This is a genomic window from Methylobacter arcticus, assembly GCF_050917435.1.
Classification (GTDB): Bacteria; Pseudomonadota; Gammaproteobacteria; order Methylococcales; family Methylomonadaceae; genus Methylobacter_A; species Methylobacter_A titanis.
On record NZ_CP159583.1, the window covers coordinates 500,296 to 520,217 of the forward strand.

Genomic DNA, 19,922 nt, shown 5'->3' on the forward strand with positions numbered 1-19,922 from the left:
CAATTATTTAAATACTAAAGGGATATATAAGATGACTATGATTAACAACCGCTACGAATTTGTTTTACTGTTTGACGTAAAAAACGGCAACCCTAACGGTGACCCCGACGCCGGTAATATGCCACGCCTAGACCCAGAAACTAACCAAGGTTTGGTGACCGATGTTTGCCTAAAACGCAAGATTCGTAATTTTGTAGAATTAACACAAACAGATAAGCCGGGTTATACAATTTATATGCAGGAAAAAGCCGTGTTGAATAATCAGCACAAATTGGCATACGAAGCTCAGGGCTTAAAGTTTGTACAAAAAAAACTACCTCCAGAGGCGGATAAAGCAAAAGCTTTGACGCAATTCATGTGCAACCATTTTTTCGATATTCGTACCTTTGGTGCAGTAATGAGTACCGAAGTGAATACAGGCACTGTTCGTGGGCCGGTACAAATTGCTTTTGCACGTTCAATTGACCCGGTTTTTCCGCAAGAAATTTCAATAACACGCATGGCGGTCACTAATGAAAAGGACGCAGACAAAGAACGCACAATGGGACGTAAACATATTATTCCTTACGGTTTATACCGCGCCCATGGTTTCATCTCTGCATCGCTTGCTGAAAAAACAGGTTTCACCGAAGAAGATTTACAGATTTTGTGGAAGTCACTTGCGGAAATGTTTGAGCATGACCATTCAGCCGCGCGTGGCGAAATGGCAACGCAAAAATTGATTGTCTTTAAACATGACGATAAATTAGGCAACGCACCGTCACATAAACTATTCGACCTGATCATGATTAATCGTGCCAAAGAAGATGATATGCCAGCACGTAGCTTTAGTGATTATGTCGTTAGTATTAATCGAGATGATTTACCACATAGTGTTGAAATAATAGAAATAATATAATCGTAGGTTGGGTTAGCGATAGCGTAACCCAACAATTGCCTATCAATTAATTAAGGTGAATAACATGCAAACGATTACATTTACAACCGATGATAATGTCAGCCGGTTATTACAGGACATTGCCAAAGAGAATAATAAACCGACCGGTGAAATTATTGCTGAATCGTTACGTTATTATGCAGAAATGCTACAAAGAAAAAAGCTAAGCCAGCAAATCAAATACGCGTCTAACTTGGTGGCAAACCAAACCTTGGAAATCAATCAATCCTTAGCAGCGAGTAATTCAGATGGGCTTTAAGCGGGGTGATGTGCATTTAGTTAATTTTAATCCCTCAAAAGGCACGGAAGCGGGAAAAATACGTCCAGCGCTTATAGTGCAATGCAATGATTTAAACGATGCAGGCCACCCAAGCACCCTTGTTTTACCGCTGACAACTCAGATTCATGCAAATGCTCAGCCCTTGCGCTTCAACCTTGCCGCCCGTGAAGCGTTAAATCTATCTTCCGATATCATGATTGATCAAGCTCGCGCGATAGATAATCAGCGCATCACCTCAGAGCCGTTGACGTCGCTTTCTGAAGCGGAAATGACGACGATTGAGCGGTATATGAAAATCATTTTGGGTTTTGAGCAATGAGCCAGTAAATGACCGAACATTTAGCTATTTGGATATCTGCGTCCAATGGCATTAAAAAATTGCGCGAGTTGTGTCCATCAATAGTACCCAATCTCGATAAATCCAAAACATTTATGAAATATCCGCTAGATATTCCGATAATTAATCCTTGGTTTGATTAGGAACATGGAACTCGAACTCATCTACCTATCCCGCCTGCAACATTACCTGTTTTGCCCACGGCAATTTGCCTTAATCGAACTGGAAGACATCTGGACTGAAAACCAGTTTACTGCCGAAGGGCAGGTGTTGCATCAACGGGTGAATCAGGCCGATCAGCAAAAACGCGGTTCTATACGAACCGTGTGGGCCTTGCGTTTAGCCAATGCAGAACTGGGCATTGAAGGCGTTGCCGACGTGGTTGAATACCATAAACAAGCCGATGGGACAGAAATACCCTATCCGATTGAATATAAACGCGGCAAGCCCAAGACGCACCGTGCCGATGAGGTGCAGCTCTGCGCCCAGGCGCTCTGTTTGGAAGAAATGCACGGCGTATCGGTGCCGGAAGGCGCATTGTTTTATGGCGAAGTTCGCCGTCGGCATCCTGTCGTTTTTGATGCCGAATTACGCGACTTAACCGCACAAACCATCGTGGCTTGCCGAACGATTGTGCAAACCAAAACCACGCCCAAAGCCGTCTACAAAGCTAAAAAATGCAACGCTTGCTCGCTGATCGACCAGTGCCATCCCAAAGGTTTTCATAAATCGGCTGCCGCATGGTTGGCAGAACAGCTCAATGAGGATTAAACATGCGCCCATTACGCAACGTCATTTATATTCAAACGCAAAATTCCTGGCTACATAAAGACAATGAAAATCTGGTCTTAAAAGTAGATAAGGAAACCAAAGCCCGCGTGCCCATCCATAAATTACAAGGCTTAGTCTGTTTTGGGCAAGTGACGGTTTCACCTTATCTGATGGCGCACTGTGCGGAAAATGGCATAACCATTACCTTTTTAAACATGTTTGGTAAGTATCTGGCGCGGGTAGAAGGCCCGGTGAGCGGCAATGTGTTATTACGCAGAACACAACATCTAACCGGGCATAGTGTGGAAAAAAGCGTTGCCATTGCTCAAACCATGTTGACGGGAAAACTTTATAACCAGCGCTATGTGCTCAGGCGATATTGTCGTGATCATGGCGATAACATCAGCGACGATGCAGTACGCGTAGAATTGCAAACCGCTGAAAAACGCCTGACCCGTTGTTTAGCACAGCTAGCGGATTGCAAAGCTATCGATACCTTGATGGGGCGCGAAGGCGAAGCGGCGCAAGTGTATTTTGGCGTGTTTAAGCATTTGATCCGTCAAACTGATTTTCAGTTTGATACCCGAAGACGCAGGCCGCCGACTGATGCTGTTAATGCGTTGTTATCATTTTGCTACACCCTGTTAACGCATGATTGTCGATCTGCGCTGGAAACTACCGGGCTGGATCCGGCTAGTGGTTTTTTACATCAATTACGTAGCGGCAGGCCATCATTGGCACTGGATTTAGCAGAAGAATTTAGACCTATGGTTGACCGGTTTGTGTTGTCGTTGATTAACAAAAGGCAATTGGTCGTAAAGGATTTTGAGACTTGGCCTAATGGGTCTGTCACTTTGAAAGACGAGCCTCGCAGAACATTACTAGCAGCCTGGCAAGACCGTAAGCAAGATACCTTAATGCACCCATGGTTTGAAGAAACAGTGCCGGTGGGTTTACTGCCTTGGTTGCAAGCCCAAGTGTTAGCGCGATTTTTACGGGGTGATTGTGATAGCTACGTGCCGTTTTTATGGAAATAAACCCTGAGTAAGTAACATGATGATTTTAGTAACCTATGATGTCAGTTTTAAAAATGATACCGGGCCAAAACGCCTGCGTAGAATGGCTAAATTATGCCTTGTATATGGGCAGCGGGTACAGTATTCGGTATTTGAAATTGAGGTTGATATGGCGCAATGGACGAAATTAAAAAATGATTTAATAGCCGTTATGGATGAATCGTTGGATAGTTTACGGTTTTACTATTTGGGCAATAATTGGGAGCGTCGCATTGAACATATTGGTGTAAAAGCGGTATTGGATTTAAACGGCTTATTATTATTGTAATGCGAACCCTAAGTGAGCATAAAACTACCTGTATGTCGCAGCCGTGTTAATGGATTGATTTTTTTAGTGTTTTTATTTTATGGGCAAATAATTTATAATGATTTTTGCAGATGTTTTGACTAGCTCGCAAATTGTTGGATTTTTTATTATTAAATTCAATGAGTTAGTTATCTGCTGTCGCGCCCCGCGTGGGCGCGTGGATTGAAACGCAAGCTCCTGACCCTCATCAAGCAGCATGCCGCGTCGCGCCCCGCGTGGGCGCGTGGATTGAAACCAGATTAATCTACGCTATCCGCTACTGGCAGGGGTCGCGCCCCGCGTGGGCGCGTGGATTGAAACATTAACTCTCGACTATGCCCAACGATGGCTAGGTCGCGCCCCGCGTGGGCGCGTGGATTGAAACAAGTTAAAGGACTTTATCCGGTCATGGAGACGCTGTCGCGCCCCGCGTGGGCGCGTGGATTGAAACCAGATTAATCTACGCTATCCGCTACTGGCAGGGGTCGCGCCCCGCGTGGGCGCGTGGATTGAAACACCCTCAAGATATAACTGTGCCAGGATAGGATGTCGCGCCCCGCGTGGGCGCGTGGATTGAAACATTTATTGTTCCTGGCAGTTAATGCCGATTAAGGTCGCGCCCCGCGTGGGCGCGTGGATTGAAACCTCTCGTAATGATCAGTGTTTACCTGATGCCGGTCGCGCCCCGCGTGGGCGCGTGGATTGAAACTGCCCAAGCTGCTAGTGATGCAGACCCAATGAGTCGCGCCCCGCGTGGGCGCGTGGATTGAAACATTCTCTTTGCTTTTAACAGCAGCAGACGCGAGTCGCGCCCCGCGTGGGCGCGTGGATTGAAACTAGTCGTGGTGATGCAGTTGTTAGACCATACAAGTCGCGCCCCGCGTGGGCGCGTGGATTGAAACGTTATTATGTGATTTGTGCGGTTTGGTCGATGAAGTCGCGCCCCGCGTGGGCGCGTGGATTGAAACACGATCGGCCGTGTCGGACTGGGTGCACGGGAAGTCGCGCCCCGCGTGGGCGCGTGGATTGAAACATTGAGTACACATCGGCGCGCTTGATTACTTGGTCGCGCCCCGCGTGGGCGCGTGGATTGAAACTTCAACCGATTGTTGATGTTGCAGCTTTAAACGTCGCGCCCCGCGTGGGCGCGTGGATTGAAACCAAAAATTACCGGCTGCGGCGCTAAGGATAATGTCGCGCCCCGCGTGGGCGCGTGGATTGAAACAAAGGATATTTGTTTTACAAAGCCATGACCCTGGTCGCGCCCCGCGTGGGCGCGTGGATTGAAACTCCTACGCTGCTTGTTCGGGCTGCTTGTCGTAGGTCGCGCCCCGCGTGGGCGCGTGGATTGAAACCCTGTAGCAAGCATGGCTCACGAAGCTTATAAGGTCGCGCCCCGCGTGGGCGCGTGGATTGAAACTCTGTTATTTCAAACAAGCACATATAATGGTTGTCGCGCCCCGCGTGGGCGCGTGGATTGAAACACCCGATCTGACGTTAACACGGCGTACACGATGTCGCGCCCCGCGTGGGCGCGTGGATTGAAACATGATTATGTTTCCGTTGTTAAGTTAATAACCCGTCGCGCCCCGCGTGGGCGCGTGGATTGAAACAGAACAAGCCGTTGCGCTTTGGGAGAAAAAAAGGTCGCGCCCCGCGTGGGCGCGTGGATTGAAACATTTATAAAAAACACACCTCTCTAATCCGATGTGTCGCGCCCCGCGTGGGCGCGTGGATTGAAACAATTGGTGCTGGAAGAAGAAGAATATGTCGCAACGTCGCGCCCCGCGTGGGCGCGTGGATTGAAACAGGAATAGAGGTAGCAATGGAATACCTCAATCGTCGCGCCCCGCGTGGGCGCGTGGATTGAAACAGGAAATAACGCGGTTGCCTAGTCAGAGAAAAGTCGCGCCCCGCGTGGGCGCGTGGATTGAAACGTTTTACATTGAAATCAAGGCCAGTCCTGCCAGTCGCGCCCCGCGTGGGCGCGTGGATTGAAACTGATTTTGCAGTGCTGTCGCCTAAAACTGTACGTCGCGCCCCGCGTGGGCGCGTGGATTGAAACGTCATACGCAGGCGAAACGGTGATGGCGATATGTCGCGCCCCGCGTGGGCGCGTGGATTGAAACATCCATAGAGGTTGAATTTATGAAAAATAGGAAGTCGCGCCCCGCGTGGGCGCGTGGATTGAAACCGCAGGATAAGCGCAAGTGGTTTTGCAGTGAGGTCGCGCCCCGCGTGGGCGCGTGGATTGAAACACCGCTCTTTATCAAGACGCAACGCTGTCCACGTCGCGCCCCGCGTGGGCGCGTGGATTGAAACCGTCAGATACAAATCCCACTATATATAAAGGACGTCGCGCCCCCGCGTGGGCGCGTGGATTGAAATTAGCATCGATCTGAAACTTTATGACAATTCAACTTCACGATAGAAGAGGTTGTCATACCATACTTTCAACATTTAAAAAGTTGAGCATCGCGTAATACATAATATTCTGACTGTCTGCCGGACTTAATTCTGGTGCTATCTATGCGCCAACGCAGAACATTGAGCATTGGGCATTGACATCGGTCCCCTTTCTACTTTAAAGTTGCATTCGCATAAAAGAGTAAGTAACTAAAATTATAACTATTACTATAAACCATCGGAGCACGCATCATGGCAAAACCATTAATACAAATGGCATTAGATTCATTGGATTTCGACCAAACAGTCGCACTGGCTACTTTAGTAGCGCCTCATGTTGATATTTTTGAAATCGGAACTCCATGCATTAAACACAATGGCGTTAACCTGGTTAGAGAGTTGAGAGCAAGATTCCCAGATAAATTACTGTTAGTCGACCTTAAAACAATGGACGCAGGTGAGTATGAAGCAACGCCTTTCTACGCAGCAGGCGCTGATATTTGTACAGTTTTAGGTGTATCCGGCCTTGCAACTTGTGCCGGTGTTATCAAAGCAGCCAATGCACACGGTGCAGAAGCTCAAATCGATTTAATTAATGTTGGCGATAAAGTGGCTTGTGCAAGAGCAACTGCTGAAGCGGGCGCGCACATTATGGGTATTCACACAGGTCTTGACGCACAGGCAGCGGGTCATACACCTTTTGCTGATTTGACTGACATCGCATCACTGGGATTGCCTGTTAGAATTTCTGTAGCGGGTGGCATTAACGCATCGACAGTACAGGATGTTGTTAGAGCCGGTGCAAACATTATTGTAGTTGGCGCAGCAATTTATGGTGCCGCATCACCTGCTGATGCAGCACGTGAAATTCGCGAATTGGTTGACGCGGTATAGTTATGCATCAGAAACTTATCATAGAAAAGATTTCAGGTGTTCTTGAAGCTACAGATGATACGTATGATGTAAAGCTGACCCAATTGCTTGATAACGCCAAGCGTATATTTATTGCAGGTGCTGGGCGTTCCAAGCTTGTCGGTAATTTCTTTGCAATGAGACTGGTTCACGGCGGTTACGATGTCAGTGTCGTAGGTGAAATTGTCACGCCGAGCATTAAAAGTGGCGACTTATTAATCATTATTTCCGGATCCGGAGAAACTGAGCAATTAATAGCGTTCACTAAAAATGCAAAAAAAATAGGTGCAAACATCGTCTTGATCTCTGCGAAAAGTGGCTCAACCATTGGTGATATGGCAGATGCTGTATTTCAAATCGGTAGCCCTGAGCAGTATGGCAAGGTTTTAGGTATGCCTATGGGAACTGTGTTTGAGCTATCAACTTTGTTATTCTTGGAAGCAACCGTTTCACATATTATTCATGAAAAGGGAATTGCTGAAGAAGTAATGAGAGAAAGACACGCTAATTTAGAATAGCGACACAGGAACGAGTGGCTATGACCACTCGTTCTATTCTTTAGTAGGCAAGAACGCCAAAGAACATTCCGTGACAGAGTCTTTCAGGCTGAAAAGTCACCATTTAGTAATCTATAAATAGTAAGGAGAACAATATGACTTCGCGTCGAGAATTAGCGAACGCCATACGCGCTTTGAGCATGGATGCCGTGCAGAAAGCAAACTCTGGGCATCCAGGCGCACCAATGGGCATGGCGGACATTGCCGAGGTTTTGTGGAATGATCACATGAACCATAATCCGTCCAACCCAAAATGGTCAGATCGCGACCGTTTTGTTCTTTCAAATGGTCACGGATCAATGCTGATTTATTCACTATTGCATTTGAGTGGCTATGATTTACCGATGAGTGAATTAGCCTCTTTCCGTCAACTACATTCAAAATGTGCGGGACATCCCGAATACGGTTATGCACCAGGTGTTGAAACAACGACTGGACCATTAGGCCAAGGTATTGCCAATGGAGTTGGTTTTGCGATGGCTGAGAAGTTGCTTGCAGAACAATTCAATCGTCCAGGCCATAAAGTCGTTGATCATCATACCTATGCATTCATGGGCGATGGCTGTTTGATGGAAGGCATTTCTCATGAAGTCTGTTCATTGGCGGGTACTTGGGGTTTAGGCAACCTAATCGCTTTCTGGGACGATAACGGTATTTCTATTGATGGACATATTGAAGGCTGGTACACGGACGATACAGTAAAACGTTTTGAAGCTTACGGTTGGCATGTCTTGTCAGTAGACGGACATAATCCTGACGAGATTTCCAAGGCGATTGTCATGGCTAAAGCAATGACTGATATGCCATCATTAATCTGCTGTAAAACCACCATTGGTTTTGGCTCACCCAATAAATCAGGGACTCATGAATGTCATGGTGCGGCTTTAGGTGATGCTGAAATTAATTTAACTAAAGCAGCTTTAGGTTGGGATCACGAAGCATTTATCATTCCAGCAGATGTTTATGCCGGTTGGGATGCTAAAGCAAAAGGCGCGAAAGTCGAAGCAGCATGGAATACTAAATTCGCAGCTTACGAGGCAGAACATCCAGAATTAGCAGCAGAATTTAAACGTCGCATGGCAGGTGAATTACCGGCTAATTGGACAGCTGCAACTGACGCATTGATTGCCGAAACTAATACAAAAGCAGAAAATCTTGCCACACGTCAATCTTCACAAAAAGTTATTGGCGGATTAGCGCCTACATTACCTGAATTCTTAGGCGGTTCTGCGGACTTAACAGGCTCTAACTTAACCAGTTGCAGCAGCTTCAAACATGTCAGCGGTAAAGAGATGGGTAATTACATCTCCTACGGTGTGCGTGAGTTTGGCATGTATGCCATTATGAACGGTATGACCTTACATGGCGGCTTATTGCCTTTCGGCGGAACATTCCACATGTTCTCTGATTATGCGAAAAGTGCTTTGCGTATGGCAGCGTTAATGAAAATTCGTACCATCGCTGTTTTAACGCATGACTCTATTGGTCAAGGTGAAGACGGTCCGACGCATCAGCCGATTGAAAATACTTCTGCTATGCGTTACATTCCCAATATGGATGTTTGGCGACCTGCCGATACCACAGAAACAGCGGTTTCCTGGGTAATGGCAATTGAACGTATGACAGGGCCTTCAAGCTTAGTATTAAGCCGTCAAGGCTTGCCTTTCGTAGCGCGTACTGATGAACAAATCGCAGCTATTCGTAAAGGGGCGTACGTTATTTCTGAAGCGGCAGGCAGTGCTCAAGTTATCCTCATCGCGACCGGTTCAGAAGTTGATTTAGCCATAAAATCACAAGCAGCCTTAGCGGAAAAAGGTATTCAAGCGCGCGTTGTTTCAATGCCATCAACAAATGTATTTGACCGTCAAGATCAAGCTTATAAAGACAGCGTATTAACACCCGGTGTAAAACGTGTTGCCATTGAAGCAGGTATTACTGATTTTTGGCGTAAATATGTCGGCTTAGAAGGCGCAGTTGTCGGTATTGATACTTTCGGCGAATCTGCACCTGGCGGCGTATTGATGAAACACTTCGGCTTTACTGTTGAAAATGTAGTCAAAAACGTAGAAGCGGTACTGTAATTTTAAAGGCCATATTTGCGTTAATTGTCTAGTTGAGAAAACTAAAATCTGATTGCATCGAGTGTGAGATTAACTCATTGATATGAAGGTTTATTAGAATAAAGGTAATTGACGTAGATATGGCTACTCTAAAACAACGCATAAAGGGGGATTCACACGTGAAAATAAATAATTTGACGAATGGTTTAGTTGCCGCACTATTATTAGCTAGTCCCATAGTCGGGGCCGATACTCAATATCCGGCTGCAGATTTCGAGCCAAAAGTAATTTATCAGGATGCTGAATATATTGGCCAAAACAAGCCTGCATCTGCGGAGGTATCGACCAAGCAGGCCAAGCCGACGGCTGATGTGGATTCACAATATCCAGCTGCAGACTTTGAACCAAAGGTTTTATATAAGGATGCTGACTATAAGAAAAGTGCGGCTACAGGAAGTTCTTCGGTATCTGAAGGCGTTGCAGCAGTAAGTGAGAAACGCACGATTACAGGAAGTTCCTCGACATCTGAAAGCGTTGCGACAGATGATGTAGCAGTAAGTGGAGTGGAAAAAGTGGAAGACGAATCAATGCTGAGTTATTTGCTCGGGTTAGCTGTTTTTGCAGTGGCTGGGTATGCCTTCTTGAGAAAACGTGAGCCAAAAATAAAGACTAGCAGCAGTACGCCAGTTTATTCTGGTCATATGAGTGGGCTTTCTGGCGTTGCTCGATATATCAGAAAACATAATCTGTCTGCAGTAACTGGTGTTGCCAGATACTTGGAAAGTCAGGTTGTTTCTGCAAAAGATGCAGCGGTGTCAAGCGGCGTTGAAAAGTACCTTGAAAAACAGGCTAAATCTGCACAAGAAAAAGCGGCGCAAGCGGGAACCGGAGTTGAAAAGTACATGCGCGATCGGGGGTGATAAGTGGATCAAAATTACCTAGTCAATTTAGTGTCAGGACTTTTTGGTTCCAAAAAGGAAGTTGAAACTCAAACCAGTTCTCCCGCATATTTTAGCGATCTTAATGGACTGACTGGAGTTGCTAGGTACTTGAAAAGCCAGGAAGTTGTGCCGGTGCCAAGCGGAGTTGCGCGGTATTTGAACAGGCTGGAAGAGTTGTCAGCAGCCAATGAAGTTGCTAATGCTTTGGAGCGCCAGGAAGAAGTATCGGCAGTAGACGAAGTTGTTGGTTACTTGGGAAGTCACGAAGAGGGGTTAATAGCTGATGAGAATCTCGACAACCAGGCAGTTGAGGTATCATTGAGCAGTGTTACCAAGTACTTGGAGAAACTGGATCAACATCCTGTTAGCAGCGTTGCCAAATATATGGCAAGGCAAGCTATTATCGCAAAAAAAGCACCGAAAATTAGTGGTGTCACTAAGTATATGACCCAGCATGCTGTTGTCGTTACAAAAAAAGCGCCAGTAGTGAGTAGCGTAGCTAGATACGTTGAAAAACAAGCCAACTCTCCCGCTATAAGTGGTGTTTCTAAGTATTTAATCAGGCAGTCTATATCGGCTAGAAATACAGTAGCAGCAACCGGAGTAGCAAAATATCTTGAAGACGAGTCCATTGCTGCGAGAAAAGCGGCAGCAGCGACTATAGTTGCCAAGTATTTGGAAGAGCAGCGTATTTTCGCAAAAGAGCAAGAAAAAGAAAAAGAAAAAGAACAGCAGTTGGCCAGAGAAAAAGAGATGGAAAAAGCGGATGAAAGGGCAGTTGCCGCCGCCGCTGCAACCGGAGTGGCTCGATATTTGGAAGAACAAGCAATTTTGGCAAAAGAAAAACCACCGGTAAGCGGCGTTGCTAAATATGTGGCAAAACAAATATTATTCAGAAAAGAAACGCCTATTTTAACTGGCGTAGAAAAGTACATGGCAACACAAGCAATGCGCGTAAAAAAAGCTCCGATTATAAGTGGTGTTGCAAAGTACGTGGAAAAAGAGGCGATGACTGCAAAAATATTGCCTAAAGCAAGCGGAGTCACCAAGTATATGCAAAAACAGGCTGTATTGCCGATTTCAAGCGGTGTCTCTAAATACGTGAGTAGGCAAGTTATTGCTGCAAGAGCAACACCTGAAAAAGCGTGATATGACCGAGTTGTATTAATAACGTGTTAATGTCTTGACCGAATATGAGTCTGCTGCCGTTTATTGTTGTAATTAAAACGATGTATCTATTTTGAAGTCTATCGTTAAATTAGTTTTCCTAAGTAAATGGCTTTAATTTTAGGGGCTATGCGAAAAATGACGCATTGATTCAGCGAGTAATTGCTTACTAGGCATGGCTCAGGGTTGTATTGCTATTTTATGATAAACAACCTCGGCGCACGGTATAACTACCCCACCCTTGTAATTATATTGGATGTCACGCTTGTATATTTCAAATGTATTTGAAAATGACAAGTGTATGTCCTGATGTGTTTAACTTTTAAAACTAAAGGAACCCCTAATGGCAAAGACTTTACTTGAACAACTGAGAAAAATGACTGTTGTTGTAGCCGATACTGGTGATATCCAGGCTATTGAAACTTTCACTCCGCATGATGCGACAACTAATCCATCCTTGATTACTGCTGCTGCTCAAATGCCACAATATCAAGGAATTGTCGATGATACTTTGAAAGGTGCTAGAGAAACCTTAGGTAAAGATGCATCTGCAGCACAAGTGGCTACCCTTGCTTTCGAGCGACTAGCTGTTTCTTTCGGGCGTAAGATACTTGAGGTAATTCCGGGCCGTGTTTCTACTGAAGTAGATGCTCGCCTTTCCTTCGATACTGATGCCAGTATCGCTGTAGGTCGTGACTTGATTGCCATGTATGAAGCGCAAGGCGTTTCACGCGAACGAGTGCTGATTAAAGTTGCAGCGACTTGGGAAGGAATACAGGCGGCTGCAGTTCTTGAAAAAGAAGGTATTCACTGTAATCTGACCTTATTATTTGGTCTGCATCAGGCAATCGCCTGTGCCGAAAATGGCATTACGCTGATTTCACCTTTTGTTGGCCGTATTCTTGATTGGTATAAAAAAGATACGGGTCGTGATTCTTATGCGCCTGCTGAAGACCCTGGTGTCTTGTCGGTTACAGAAATCTATAACTACTACAAAAAATTCGGCTATAAAACCGAAGTTATGGGTGCAAGTTTCCGTAATATTGGCGAGATTGTTGAATTGGCAGGTTGTGATTTATTGACCATTGCGCCAGCCTTATTAGCTGAACTCCAGTCTACAGAAGGTAATCTGGAGCGTAAGTTGGATCCGAAGAATGCAGCTAATGTGTCAATTGAAAAAATGACAATCGACAAAGCAACTTTTGATGCTATGCATGCCGAAAATCGTATGGCTTCTGACAAGCTTGCAGAAGGTATCGATGGCTTCACCAAAGCGTTAGAGTCGTTAGAAGGAATTCTTTCAGCACGATTAGCCGTTTTAGAAGGATAAGTTGATTTAAGTCCCTCGGTTTATATTTATAAGCCGGGGGACACTTCTTTTTATTCAGCAACTACGTAACCATAGGGTAGTATCCTCAGCTACGCTATAAAATTTGGCACGGATGTCCAAAGTAAATCAATTGTTATCATCCGCTTTCTAGCATAAGGTAGAGAATCTGCTGCTTTTTGATGTCTAAATCTATTCAGGTTGCCCGATATTTTGGCTTTTGCATGTCGATTGTAAAGTAATTAAGTGTTGGTGGTTTTTGACTTTTTGTGGCTCAATATCAGGCTTGCTGCCTACTTTAAAATCAATTAAATTAGCGCTTTCAATTAGTAATGCATTTAACCTGAGAAGAAGCAAAAAACCGCTCAAACCGTTTTATGATTTACTTATTTAGACGCGATATCAATGTTGGTGTTTTGTGAAAATATTATCTGTTAATATTTAACCGCACTGATTTTAGTTTGGTCTATAGGGTTAATCCAATGTGTTATGTTTCGTAGAACCGCCTCAATGCGAAATCTAATTAAATAATAAGTGGGGTGAATTTTGGAAATATATTATGAATAATCTTACAGCACTTTCACTCAGTATTGCCGGTCTGGCTGGGTTAGCAACATTTTTGGCGGTGGGGCCACTTAGCGGTATCTTTTTTATATGGGCCGCAACTATTGCATGGGCCACCTACTTTTTTCTCGGCGCCTCTAAGGAAGCCTTAAAAAATACCATCGTGTGTGGAATTTTTGGTGTTTTTATGGCTTGGTTGGCTGCTATTCAAATCACCAATATTCCCGCCTCAGCAATTCTTGGCTTCCCGTTTTGGGCTGCGGTTACAGTAGCTTTTTCAGTCGTAGTTATGTGTCTTGCGGCAAATATTCCTGCGCTTGCATCAATACCAACAAGCGTACTCGGGTATTCGGCTACATTTGCCTATTTGCTACAAACACCCGGTAAATTGAGTAAAGATATTCTGTTGAGTGTTTCTTTGGATAATGCATTGATTGTCATATCCATCTCTATTGTAGCCGGTGCATACTTCGGTCAGTGGTCAGGGCAGCTGAGTGCTAAGTTGACTAAATAATTTAACCAGCTACGGTGAACTTAAGTCGGTGGTAACAAATTTTTAATAGAATTGTGTTTTTCTGGTCGTCTCCCAGAAGCGTTCAGGGATGAACGCGACCCCCCAGTGAGATTGCATAACACAGTGGAGCATCGAGCGCGAGGGCCGATTTAATCAGCATCCGCTTTCTGCTTTTGATATTGCTTTAAATAGTCTTTAACTGCGTCATTAATGACTGAGGCCATGCTAACGCCTCGATCTGACGCGAATTTATCCAGTTCAGCTTTAAGATATTTGGGCATGACTAAATGTACTCTGTCTGATTTACTGCTCATGTTGTGTTATTTATTGTGTAATGTGTTGATTGTTGTATTATATTATGACTATGTTAATACAAAAATCCTATAAATTTTGTTTCTATCCAGATGCCGCACAAGTAGAACAGCTTGCGCGCGAATTTGGCTGTGCGCGTTTTGTATGGAATCAAGGTTTAATCAGAAGGGAATACGCTTACCAGCAATGGGGCGTAAGCCTATCAAGTGCATACGATATATCTAGTCAGATTACAGGACTGAAGAAACTTGAAAGCCACGCATGGTTGAAGGATGCAACCGCCGGGGCATTGCAGCAAAAACTGATTGACCAAGACAAAGCTTTTGATAACTTTTTCAAAGGCCGGGCAAGTTTTCCTAAATTCAAGAAGAAAAGCCATGCCCAAAGTATTCGGTATCAGCTGGATCAACGCTGTGTGCTCAACAATTACCGAGCCGGTGAGTTGCTGAAGCTACCTAAGTTGGGCGAATTAAAAGTTAAGTGGTCGCAAGTTCCAGGTGGCATACCCAAGATGGTCACAGTATCAAAGTCGGCCAGCGGTAAGTATTTTGTCGGCTTCATGTGCGAGGTCGAACAGGACTTAAAGCCGATGACCGGCAAAGTTGTGGGTATCGATGTCGGGATTAAAAGCGTAGTTGTGTCCAGTGATGGTTTTCACTCAGGAGCACCAAAGTACACGTATTATTACCAGCGCAGATTGAGGAAGGCGCAACGGGTTTTAAGCCGAAAAAAGAAAGGCAGTAACGGATGGAAGAAGCAACGGATTGTCGTAGCGAGGGTTCACGAGAAGATAGCCAATTCCCGGAAGGATTTCTTGCATAAACTGACGACTAAACTCGTGAGTGAAAATGACGTGATCTGTGTTGAGGATTTGAATGTGTCCGGCATGATGAGGAATCGCTGTTTAAGCAAGGCGGTTGCCGATGTCGGCATCTTCGAGCTAAACAGACGGATACAGTACAAGTCTGCATGGTATGGCAAAGAGGTGATTAAGATTAGCCGCTGGGAGCCGAGTACCAAGACATGCAGTTCATGCGGTCAAATCCGCATCATGAAATTATCGCAACGGGTTTATGAGTGTGAATGTGGTTTAGTCATTGATCGCGACTTAAACGCCGCGCTCAATATTAAAAGGGCTGGATTAGTCCTGAGTGGAGCGATATATCAACTTGATAAGGTAGCGGCGTGAGCTGTTGCTTGTTTCAGGATCGCGGTGAAACTCGACCCAATTTTAAACAAAAGCTTTCGCCTGGAGGGAGGCGGTTGTTTTGAAAGCGGATTCCAAATTACCAGGATTGCACTTCGGAGTTGAACCCGCCATTAATATCTTTATCGCTATGAACCATGTCTGAAAATTATTCGTTTGATCGTGACTATTCACTGGATGCTTTAAAAGTCCCTCCCAATTCCATACAAGCTGAGCAATCGGTTTTGGGCGGATTAATGTTGGATAATCAAACCTGGGATTCTGTATCCGACAAGGTGGTAGAAGGCGATTTTTATCGCCGAGATCATCGGCTAATTTTTAAGACCATTGAGCAACTCGCCGAAAAACAGATTCCTTTTGATGTGATAACCATATCGGAATCGCTGGAATCAATCGGTGAACTGGAGAATTCCGGCGGGCTATCCTATTTAGGCATGCTGGCAAAAGACACGCCCAGCGCCGCGAATATAGTGACTTACGCGAATATCGTCAGGGACAGGTCGGTGCTTCGGCAGTTGATTCATGTCGGCACCGAGATTTCAGATTCGGCCTTCAATACCGAAGGCCGCGAGACGGCCGATCTGCTTGAAAATGCCGAGCGTCAAGTCTTTAAAATTGCCGAACAAAGGCAACGAGGGCAGGGCGGATTTTCAAGCATTAAATCGTTGCTGGCGCGCGCCGTCGATAAAATTGAAACACTGTTTGAACAGGAAGGTTCCATCACCGGAGCGGCTACCGGTTTTACCGATTTCGATGAATTGACCTCGGGTCTGCAACCTGCCGATTTAATCATTGTGGCGGGACGTCCGTCGATGGGAAAAACGACAATCGCGATGAACATGGCCGAAAATATTGCTATTAAAGGTGATAAACCGGTTGCGGTGTTCAGTATGGAAATGCCGGGAGATTCGCTGGCGATGCGGATGATGTCTTCCTTAGGCCGTATTGACCAGCATAAAATCAGAACCGGTAAATTGGAGGATGATGAGTGGCCGCGCTTGACCTCGGCCATCAATATACTGGCTGAAACCAAGTTATTCATCGACGATACTCCTGCATTAACGCCGACCGAAGTGCGTTCAAGAGCCAGACGTTTAGCGCGTGAGCATGGCCAACTGGGCTTGATCGTGCTGGATTATTTACAGCTGATGCAATCGCCGTCCAGCGGTGAAAACCGGGTGCAGCAGATTTCCGATATTTCCAGAGGCTTAAAGGCGCTGGCCAAAGAGTTGAATGTTCCCGTGGTCGCCTTGTCCCAGCTTAACCGTAATCTGGAGCAACGCCCCAATAAACGTCCGATGATGTCAGATCTGCGCGAGTCTGGGGCAATCGAGCAGGATGCCGATTTGATCGTGTTCGTGTATCGCGACGAAGTCTATAACGAAGACAGTCCCGATAAAGGTATCGCCGAGATCATTATCGGCAAACAGCGTAACGGCCCGCTGGGAACCGTCAGGCTGACCTTTTTGGGGCAATATACCCGTTTTGAGAATTTTGCCGGAACCTATTATGGCCGTGGAGACGACGAATGATCCCTGCAGCTTATGCGGAACTCAATCTGAATGCACTCCAGCATAACCTGGATAAAGTACATAACTGTGCGCCAGGCGCCAAAGTCATGGCCGTTATTAAGGCGAATGGCTACGGACATGGCTTGATACGCATTGCCGAAGCATTAAAAAATGCCGATGCCTTCGCCGTCGCCAGAGTTGACGAAGGCATTCGCTTGCGCAAGGCGGGATTTAGTCACAGGATTACCGTTTTAGAAGGCTTTACCTGCGCCGAAGAGTTACAGGAAATGCAGCATTACCAATTGGATTCCGTAGTGCATTGCTTAGCCCAATTGGATATATTCAACGCTGGAGCAGGGCAACAGGCTATTGCTATTTGGTTAAAGCTCGACACCGGCATGAATCGCTTAGGTTTCAGGGCGGAAGAGATCCACGAGGTTTATCAGCGCTTAAGCGACTGCCCGCTGATAAAACAGCCGATCAGCTTGATGACGCATTTTGCCAATGCCGATGATATAAGCGACAATAAAACGCTAAAACAGATCAGCTTATTCAAGCAAACCGTTGCCGGTTTACCCGGTGAGTGCAGTCTGGCTAATTCTGCGGCTATCCTAGGTTGGGAGACCTCCTTAAGCGATTGGGTGCGCCCCGGCATTATGTTGTACGGGATATCGCCGTTTTCCGATGCAACAGGACAGCAACTGGGGCTGAAACCGGTTATGTCCTTGCACTCCCGGTTAATTGCCGTCAAGCAAGTCGATGCGGGCGATACCGTCGGTTACGGCGGTACCTGGCGCTGTGAAAAGGCTACAACGCTGGGCGTGGTGGCGATTGGTTATGGCGACGGTTATCCGCGCTACGCCAAAGCCGGAACGCCGGTGTTGATTAATGGCCGACTCGTGCCGCTGATCGGTAGGGTATCAATGGACATGATGACAGTTGATCTGGAAACCCAGTCCGACGCCAAACCCGGCGATCCGGTAACCTTGTGGGGCGAAGACTTGCCGGTTGAAGAAATTGCGCTATGGGCCGATACCATACCTTATACTCTGGTGTGTGGTGTTACCCAACGGGTACAGCTGGTTGAAAAACAACATGACTGCTAGGTTGATGTTATTTCAGCTTGCTTGCGACTATGTGGTATTGCTGCAATGAAGCTGATTTATAGAAAACACGCCATCGTACGCATGTTCGAGCGGGGCATATCAGACGAGGATATTCGCGAAATTTTAACTACCGGCGACATTATTGCTAGCTATCCCGATGATAGGCCTTATCCGAGTCAATTATTATTGGGTTGGATCGGCACTAAACCTATACATATTTTAACGGCAGAAACCGATGATGGAGAGATCATTATCATTACGGCTTATCATCCAGAGCCTATGCTTTGGGAAGACAATTTCAAGAGGAAGCGTTTATGAAATGCCCTATTTGTAAACACGGCGACACAATGACTGGCACAGCAAGTATCACATTAGAAAAAAATGCCGCAACTTTGGTATTCAAGGGTGTGCCAGCGCAAATTTGTAATAACTGCGGTGAAGAATACTTTACCGATAACATTACCCAGTCAATTATTAAGCAAGCTGAACTGGCGATTGCCCAAGGCGTACAAATTGATGTGCGGCAGTATAGAGCTGCATAAGTTGATTTTGCCGATTTTAAAGTTACAAGACGGTGTGCGATTCAAATTTAAATACAAAGCACTTAAGGTCAATGGCTTACATTTATCTGTATCTGACGGTACAAATAAGGACGCATCATGTTTGATAACACATCTATTTTGATCACCGGTGGTACGGGGTCTTTTGGTCAGCATTTTACTAAGACCATTCTTGAACGCTATAAACCGAAGAAACTCATTATTTTTTCCCGTGATGAGCTAAAGCAATTTGAAATGCAGCAGCAATTCAATGCCTCTTGTATGCGTTATTTTATTGGTGATGTGCGCGATCAAGATCGATTGCGTAGGGCTCTGCAAGGTGTTGATATTGTCATTCATGCGGCAGCGCTCAAACAAGTGCCTGCGGCTGAGTACAACCCCTTTGAATGCATTAAAACCAATGTACTTGGCGCGCAAAATCTGATTGAAGCGTGTTTGGATACCGACGTTAAACGGGTAGTAGCGCTGTCTACAGACAAGGCGGCGGCACCGATTAATTTATACGGCGCCACCAAACTGTGTTCAGACAAACTGTTTGTTGCCGCCAATAATATCAAAGGGCATCGTGATATTCGTTTTAGCGTCGTGCGTTACGGCAACGTCATGGGCAGTCGCGGTTCGGTCGTGCCGTTTTTTCTTGAGCAACGCAAGACTGGCATCTTGCCGATTACCGATCCGGCCATGACGCGCTTTAACATCAGTTTGCAAGACGGCGTCAATATGGTGTTGTGGGCGCTTGAGAACGCTTGGGGCGGGGAAGTGCTGGTGCCGAAAATTCCGTCTTATCACATTACCGATGTCGCTACGGCGATTGCTCCCGAGTGCGAACAAAAAATAATCGGCTTGCGTGCCGGTGAAAAAATCCATGAAGAAATGATTACTGCCAGCGATAGTTTTAACACCGTCGACTTGGGTGTTTATTACGCTATTTTGCCGGCAGGCGGGCATTATTCCATCGAAGACTATTGCGCAACAACCGGCGCGCAAATTGTGACGCCCGGATTTTGCTACAACAGCGGCAGTAACGAGCAGTTTTTAACGGTGGATGAATTGCGCGATTTAGTGCAAAAGCAGCTGGTTTAAGTAGATTC

General features: G+C 45.8%; 20 protein-coding genes and 1 CRISPR repeat array. Of the genes, 19 read left to right on the forward strand and 1 reads right to left on the reverse strand.

The features are described 5' to 3' along the window. Positions 1 to 31 precede the first annotated feature (31 nt). The 13 genes from cas7c to ABXJ76_RS02535 all read left to right on the forward strand — a co-directional run bounded on the left by cas7c (position 32) and on the right by ABXJ76_RS02535 (position 14,135). Positions 32 to 898: a type I-C CRISPR-associated protein Cas7/Csd2 gene (gene cas7c / locus ABXJ76_RS02475; RefSeq protein ID WP_432743785.1), complete on the forward strand. Its 867-nt coding sequence runs from the start codon at positions 32 to 34 to the stop codon at positions 896 to 898. Positions 899 to 962: 64 nt separating this feature from the next. Further along, a complete protein-coding gene (locus ABXJ76_RS02480) occupies positions 963 to 1,196 on the forward strand; it encodes a hypothetical protein (protein WP_432743787.1) in 234 nt (77 codons plus the stop codon). Continuing rightward, the gene (locus ABXJ76_RS02485) at positions 1,186 to 1,536 is read left to right on the forward strand and encodes a type II toxin-antitoxin system PemK/MazF family toxin (RefSeq protein WP_432743788.1); all 351 of its coding nucleotides are present in this window, start codon (positions 1,186 to 1,188) and stop codon (positions 1,534 to 1,536) included. Before ABXJ76_RS02480 ends, ABXJ76_RS02485 begins: the two co-directional genes overlap by 11 nt. A gap of 165 nt (positions 1,537 to 1,701) precedes the next feature. After that, positions 1,702 to 2,325 (forward strand): CRISPR-associated protein Cas4, encoded by a 624-nt coding sequence (cas4, locus tag ABXJ76_RS02490; protein ID WP_432743790.1) that lies wholly within the window; start codon positions 1,702 to 1,704, stop codon positions 2,323 to 2,325. 2 nt (positions 2,326 to 2,327) lie between these two features. Continuing rightward, a complete protein-coding gene (cas1c, locus tag ABXJ76_RS02495; protein ID WP_432743792.1) occupies positions 2,328 to 3,362 on the forward strand; it encodes a type I-C CRISPR-associated endonuclease Cas1c in 1,035 nt (344 codons plus the stop codon). Positions 3,363 to 3,378: 16 nt separating this feature from the next. After that, positions 3,379 to 3,669, forward strand: coding sequence for a CRISPR-associated endonuclease Cas2 (cas2, locus tag ABXJ76_RS02500; protein ID WP_432743794.1), 291 nt, complete (start codon positions 3,379 to 3,381; stop codon positions 3,667 to 3,669). Positions 3,670 to 3,845: 176 nt separating this feature from the next. Continuing rightward, positions 3,846 to 6,009: a CRISPR direct-repeat array (repeat unit 32 nt; unit sequence GTCGCGCCCCGCGTGGGCGCGTGGATTGAAAC). A gap of 336 nt (positions 6,010 to 6,345) precedes the next feature. Further along, entirely contained in the window at positions 6,346 to 6,987 is a 642-nt protein-coding gene (gene hxlA, locus ABXJ76_RS02505; protein WP_432743796.1) for a 3-hexulose-6-phosphate synthase, read from the forward strand. A 2-nt stretch (positions 6,988 to 6,989) separates the two neighbouring features. After that, positions 6,990 to 7,523: a 6-phospho-3-hexuloisomerase gene (gene hxlB, locus ABXJ76_RS02510; protein ID WP_432743798.1), complete on the forward strand. Its 534-nt coding sequence runs from the start codon at positions 6,990 to 6,992 to the stop codon at positions 7,521 to 7,523. Between the two features lie 134 nt (positions 7,524 to 7,657). Next, positions 7,658 to 9,643 (forward strand): transketolase, encoded by a 1,986-nt coding sequence (gene tkt / locus ABXJ76_RS02515; protein WP_432743800.1) that lies wholly within the window; start codon positions 7,658 to 7,660, stop codon positions 9,641 to 9,643. Positions 9,644 to 9,801: 158 nt separating this feature from the next. Next, positions 9,802 to 10,542, forward strand: a complete 741-nt coding sequence (locus ABXJ76_RS02520; protein ID WP_432743801.1) for a hypothetical protein — start codon at positions 9,802 to 9,804, stop codon at positions 10,540 to 10,542. 3 nt (positions 10,543 to 10,545) lie between these two features. Beyond that, positions 10,546 to 11,712, forward strand: coding sequence for a hypothetical protein (locus ABXJ76_RS02525; RefSeq protein ID WP_432743803.1), 1,167 nt, complete (start codon positions 10,546 to 10,548; stop codon positions 11,710 to 11,712). Positions 11,713 to 12,073: 361 nt separating this feature from the next. Then, on the forward strand, positions 12,074 to 13,060 hold the full coding sequence (locus ABXJ76_RS02530) for a transaldolase (protein ID WP_432743804.1): 987 nt from the start codon (positions 12,074 to 12,076) through the stop codon (positions 13,058 to 13,060). Between the two features lie 556 nt (positions 13,061 to 13,616). After that, entirely contained in the window at positions 13,617 to 14,135 is a 519-nt protein-coding gene (locus ABXJ76_RS02535) for a DUF1097 domain-containing protein (RefSeq protein WP_432743806.1), read from the forward strand. 149 nt (positions 14,136 to 14,284) lie between these two features. Here ABXJ76_RS02535 and ABXJ76_RS02540 read toward each other — a convergent pair whose 3' ends face one another. Then, a complete protein-coding gene (locus ABXJ76_RS02540; protein ID WP_432743808.1) occupies positions 14,285 to 14,449 on the reverse strand; it encodes a hypothetical protein in 165 nt (54 codons plus the stop codon). A gap of 44 nt (positions 14,450 to 14,493) precedes the next feature. Between ABXJ76_RS02540 and ABXJ76_RS02545 the strand changes: the two genes are divergently transcribed. From ABXJ76_RS02545 to pseB, 6 genes are all read left to right on the forward strand, one after another. Next, positions 14,494 to 15,636: an RNA-guided endonuclease TnpB family protein gene (locus ABXJ76_RS02545; protein ID WP_432743810.1), complete on the forward strand. Its 1,143-nt coding sequence runs from the start codon at positions 14,494 to 14,496 to the stop codon at positions 15,634 to 15,636. Positions 15,637 to 15,791: 155 nt separating this feature from the next. After that, positions 15,792 to 17,186 carry a replicative DNA helicase gene (dnaB, locus tag ABXJ76_RS02550; protein WP_432743812.1) on the forward strand — a complete coding sequence of 465 codons (1,395 nt, stop codon included), beginning with the start codon at positions 15,792 to 15,794 and terminating at the stop codon, positions 17,184 to 17,186. Continuing rightward, positions 17,183 to 18,271 carry an alanine racemase gene (gene alr / locus ABXJ76_RS02555; protein ID WP_432743813.1) on the forward strand — a complete coding sequence of 363 codons (1,089 nt, stop codon included), beginning with the start codon at positions 17,183 to 17,185 and terminating at the stop codon, positions 18,269 to 18,271. Before dnaB ends, alr begins: the two co-directional genes overlap by 4 nt. Before the next feature lie 45 nt (positions 18,272 to 18,316). Next, positions 18,317 to 18,589: a DUF4258 domain-containing protein gene (locus ABXJ76_RS02560; RefSeq protein WP_432743815.1), complete on the forward strand. Its 273-nt coding sequence runs from the start codon at positions 18,317 to 18,319 to the stop codon at positions 18,587 to 18,589. Next, positions 18,586 to 18,813: a type II toxin-antitoxin system MqsA family antitoxin gene (locus ABXJ76_RS02565; RefSeq protein ID WP_432743817.1), complete on the forward strand. Its 228-nt coding sequence runs from the start codon at positions 18,586 to 18,588 to the stop codon at positions 18,811 to 18,813. Before ABXJ76_RS02560 ends, ABXJ76_RS02565 begins: the two co-directional genes overlap by 4 nt. 117 nt (positions 18,814 to 18,930) lie before the next feature. Next, complete coding sequence (gene pseB / locus ABXJ76_RS02570; RefSeq protein ID WP_432743819.1) at positions 18,931 to 19,914, forward strand: UDP-N-acetylglucosamine 4,6-dehydratase (inverting); 984 nt, start codon at positions 18,931 to 18,933, stop codon at positions 19,912 to 19,914. Positions 19,915 to 19,922: the final 8 nt, after the last annotated feature.